The sequence below is a fragment of the Bartonella sp. MU37NMGALS genome (assembly GCF_042194015.1).
Taxonomy (GTDB): domain Bacteria; phylum Pseudomonadota; class Alphaproteobacteria; order Rhizobiales; family Rhizobiaceae; genus Bartonella; species Bartonella grahamii.
This window is the reverse complement of record NZ_JBHIML010000045.1, coordinates 1-4,797: the sequence shown is the minus strand read 5'-3', so window position 1 is coordinate 4,797 and position 4,797 is coordinate 1. Positions and strand designations below refer to the sequence as shown.

Annotated in this window: 2 protein-coding genes and 1 pseudogene; 2 read left to right on the top strand and 1 reads right to left on the bottom strand. The window is 36.1% G+C overall.

Annotation, left to right across the window (positions count from 1 at the left end; genetic code table 11):
• Nucleotides 1-434: 434 nt before the first annotated feature.
• A complete protein-coding gene (locus tag ACFIJP_RS08635; RefSeq protein ID WP_375626989.1) occupies nucleotides 435-1,565 on the bottom strand; it encodes a metallophosphoesterase in 1,131 nt (376 codons plus the stop codon).
• A gap of 835 nt (nucleotides 1,566-2,400) precedes the next feature.
• Between ACFIJP_RS08635 and ACFIJP_RS08630 the strand changes: the two genes are divergently transcribed.
• Both ACFIJP_RS08630 and ACFIJP_RS08625 read left to right on the top strand, forming a co-directional pair.
• The gene (locus ACFIJP_RS08630; protein WP_375626987.1) at nucleotides 2,401-3,510 is read left to right on the top strand and encodes a hypothetical protein; all 1,110 of its coding nucleotides are present in this window, start codon (nucleotides 2,401-2,403) and stop codon (nucleotides 3,508-3,510) included.
• A gap of 241 nt (nucleotides 3,511-3,751) precedes the next feature.
• Nucleotides 3,752-4,797 (top strand): annotated as a pseudogene (locus ACFIJP_RS08625) (autotransporter outer membrane beta-barrel domain-containing protein); the annotation flags it as partial.

The window sequence follows — 4,797 nt, the reverse complement described above, 5'->3', positions numbered from 1 at the left end:
AGGTGGCTTCTAAATAGCCTTTGAGTAAACCAGCTTGCCTCCGGTCTCTGAACACTGCCATGGCATGGTGAAAGCAGCATCACAAAACATCAATTGTTTGAAGATTATAAGTAAAAAATGAATCAAAACAAAAAGTTTTCTTGGTAATTCTGGATACTTCCTCGACACACTCCTCTTTCTCTTCCAAGATGAAAGCCTAAAAAGAAAAAATAAAATAACAAACCATTATTCCGCTTTGTATTAAAGCTCAGTTCACATTAAACCATTGCACTTATAGCGCTTAACCTGATATTTTAGCATTTTTGAAAAAAAATGAAAAAGATATCTGATTTTTCATTCTATTTTTAAGTGACACTTAGACACTCTCATTGCTTTTCAAATCCGCACATATAATACGTTTTTTCCTTATCCTTAAAACAAAGAAAAAAATCCTATTATAACTGACTGCAACTCGCGGAAAATTGGGGGTCTTTCCCTATAACACCAAGATCTTTAATTAAAAGCGGTTTTCCTATTTCTCCATTATAGGCTTTAACGTGAATGGTCTTTCCCTTCACATCTATGAGGTAATAATCTCCATTAAAAAGCGCACCAACTGTATAGATAGGGATATTTCCAAAAACCTTATCATTTTTCGCACGGCAATAAGACTGATAATGCGTATGACCCACGAAGATTGCTTTAACATTATGAGAGGTAATAATTGACTTAAAGACCGACAAATCTTTAGCATTCTTTTTACGAATAAAAAAGGATCCACCATCAATGGAAGCAGCACGCGCATCATGAAAATTAATGATTGTCACTTTACCTCTTGCATCAGCAGCAGTTAAATCGTTCCTAAGCCAATCTAAAGATTTATTGATTTGCGCCTGCATAGACTGTCCCATCAAACGAACCGTATAGCTTGGATAATTGTGAAGCTGCACATAGTGAACATCTCCATAATCCCAAGAATAACTCAAACTCCCCCTTATCGAGCGAATATTTCCACCCGAAATGGGAACCAAACTTTCAGTAACATCTGCATTAAAATGCAATAATTGATTACGGTATTTTTTGATTTCCGATACCATTCTTGAAACTGCACTTATAGCACAGGCATCTTTGTAAGAACTGAATTCTTGAGGATTTGTACAATTACCAACATTATTGGCATAATCATGATTCCCTAGCCCCTCATAGACAGGCGCTCCAAGAGTTTTATAAACATTTTTATAATCATCATAGTTTTTTTGTTGTCCAAACTCCGTCAGATTACCATTGACAATATGGAACGCGGCCTTGTGCGCTTTTATCACACCAGCAACCTGCTCATTTATCTTTAACCACGGCTCTCTGTTTGATATTCCATTGGCATCACCAGAGTTTAAACGCCACGGTTGCGGATCAGCCATGATGATAGCAGTATAATTTTTTACAAGAGACCTTTCTTTTATAGACCAGCCCATGAATGCATCATGATAAAGCCTCTCGTCCCTTCTTAACTTTTCAGAATCAAGGTTAAAACAACCAGAGATAGTAAAAGCAATCACGGTGATTACCAATTTAACTTTATATCTCATAAACCTATCACCATAAAAACGTTACATATTTTATTATATTATAAATTTTATTATATTATAAAAAAATCCTCAGAAGCAATTTTTTAGATTTTCTTGTCAAGAGTGTGTCAAAAATTCAAAATAACGAAAGCAATAATCCTTCAATGAAGGTGCACTTTGATGATATAAAAGCACTGTTGGTTTCAAACCTTCAACTTCAGGCACTTTAATTTATTGAGATTTATGAGCTTGGGCTCTGTCAAATGCTATCGATACATCAACAGCTTATCAAAAACTAGGCATTTATCAGAAACCTAGCAAGTGTTCGTATACTATTAAAATATCCCAAACAGGAGAAACGAACGTATGCTGTATGCTCGAGAAGCCGTCTCCGTTAGATAGCAAAATCAAACACATTAGAATCTTATGAAAGATAAAGTAGGAATAATCAAAATGCTAAAAACAGTGTTTGGGTATTACTGTCATAACTAACTCTGGAAAGACCACAAACTGTAAGAAATATTACAGAAAATATTATTATTAATTTATAAAATTCATATGAACAATAATATAAAATATATCAAAACATAATAAAATTAACATTTTTACAAAATAGTTTTATAATAAATTTAATTATGTAATATAAAGTAATCACTTTATGATTATAAATACGTTATGTATTAAATATAAATATGTAAAAAATTTAATATCAATTATTTTTTAGCTTTGACAAGCAATAGAAAATAAAATACTTGTAAAGACTATTACTGAAATTAATAACAACTATCCATTTTCACTTCTTCTTATGAAGTTCGCGGGGAAATGAATTTTTGGGACTCTCATAAGGAGAGTGCTAGTGTATAAAACATCCCTTTTATCATGCACGGCTACAGCCGCTATCATCCTATTCAACATCCAGTTCACTGCACATGCTGCAACCCTCGAAGTATCTACGGGAGAAGAAAAACCATCCAACCAAACCTTTGAGATTATTCATGCAAAAACCAGTGGTCAAATCATTGGAACGAATGTAACAGTGATCGGGAACAAAAATACAAACTCAAGTGAAAACAAGAATGTTTATGCTGTAACTGCTGAAGGCGTTAACAGTGCGATTACATTACAGGGTAGCACAACCATTAAAGGGACTGATTCTGTTATTTCCTTAGGCGTTGAAGCAAAAGACGATGCTAAATTTCAAATGACTGGGGGATCCATTACAGTTTCCGATATTGGTGCTCTCTTCTGGAATAATAATAACAAAGAAAGTATGCTAAAAGATGTGACGATATCGAGTGGTGAAAACAAAGCGCCACTGAATTTTGGAGTAATGTTAGACAAAAACGGTACAGTCACTTTAGAAAATGTAAAAGTAACGCAAGCAATAAATGCCACAGTTGCATATGATCATTCAACAATAACAATTTCTGGAGGATCATTTGACGCAAAAGATGCAGCAATATCTGCTAAAAATGGTAGTACTGTTACTTTAACAAACAATGCGCAAATTACATCATCTGATGACGCTGGGCTCGCAGCAAAAACACAATCCACCATCACAATGACTAAGGGAACTGTGACAGGAAAAATCGCGGCATTGATTACAGAAGACGGTGGACATGTTAAGGTCACTGATGTTATTTTAAAAACAAAGGGAGCTGGAACAGATGAACCAGCTGAGGGCTCTGGCTATACCGATGGTTTCGGTGCATTTTCTAAAGGCTCTAACAGTGTGATTGAGTTGGAAAACACTACTATTAGCGATGCGAAAATTGGGCTTACAGCACAAGATGATGGCGCAATCAGCATGACTGGGGGAACCATCACAGCTTCCAAGGTTGGTGCTCTCTTCGAAAGCAGTAATAGCGACAAAAACAAACTGGAAAATGTGACAATATCAAATGCTAAAGAAGAGGAACCACTACTCTTTGGAGTAAAAGCAGACGAAGACAGTAAAGTTGCTTAAAAAAATATAGAATTTGCTCAAGCAGACAGTGGTATATCAGCAGATAATTCTTCTACAATAACAGTCTCGGGAGGATCATTTGATGCAAAAGATTCGACAATATTTGCTCAAAATGGCAGCGCCATTATTTTAACCGACAATGCGCAAATTACATCATCTGATTCCAATGGACTCTATGCAAAAGCCTCAGGCTCCACCATCACAATGACCGGAGGAACTGTAACTGTGGGGGGACGCAGCATTGGCTGCTGCAGACGGTGGACACATTACGGTCACAAATGTTGCTCTAAAAACAACAGATGGTGATGGTATCGGTGCAAGTGTTGAGGGCAAAGACAGCGTAATTGAATTATATGGTAAAACAACACTTAAAAATGCTGTAACAGGGCTTTTTGCAGATGACGGTGGTAAAATTACTAGTGAAGATCTAATGATGATAGGTAATGAAGCCATAGTAGACATTTCTGCTACAGGAGTGTGGGCCGACAATGCAAATAGCGAAATCAATTTAAACGGCAAAACAACCCTTGAAAAAGTTGTTACTGGCCTTGTTACATCCAATGGTGGCAAAATCTTTAGCAAGGATATAACGATAATTGGTGCTGAATTCAAAAGTAATGAGATACCCGAAAGAAGCAGCATTGGTGTAAAAACAAATGATATGGGTAGCAAAGTTGAATTAAAAGGAAAAACAGCCATTAAAAAAGTTGATATTGGCCTTTCTGCATTCGATAATAGCACAATTAAGATGATCAGTAACTCCACTGATGCATCACGGGATGGGATAAAAAGCCAAATAGAAGCAAAAAAAGTTGCATCACTTGTAGTGGGTGGTGGGCATATTGATTTAACAGATGTTTCTGCAACAGCAGAAGTTTCTGGTTTGCAATTCGTAGCTCGCCCTACTACCAAACAAAATGAGCTAAATGATCCACAAAAACATCAAACCAATGAAATCAATTTAACCAATGCAGATATTCACGTTAAAAATGGTACAGGAATTCTCATTGGAGCTTTCACTAAAAATAACATTGAAAATAGTGCCGATCTGTCAATTGGTACAGTTAATCTCACAAATTCTGAAATCCATGCCGACGTGTTATTAGGGGACGGTCTCTTTACGAAAGAAAAAAGCTTTTGGGAAGAAGATGATATTACCGAGATCTCCAACGGCACCTTCACATTAAGCGCTGATCATTCAACTTTAGAAGGCAGAGCGAATATTGCTAAAGACAGAAATGTACACTTTGATCTGAAAAACGATACAACATGGACGTTGAAAATCAG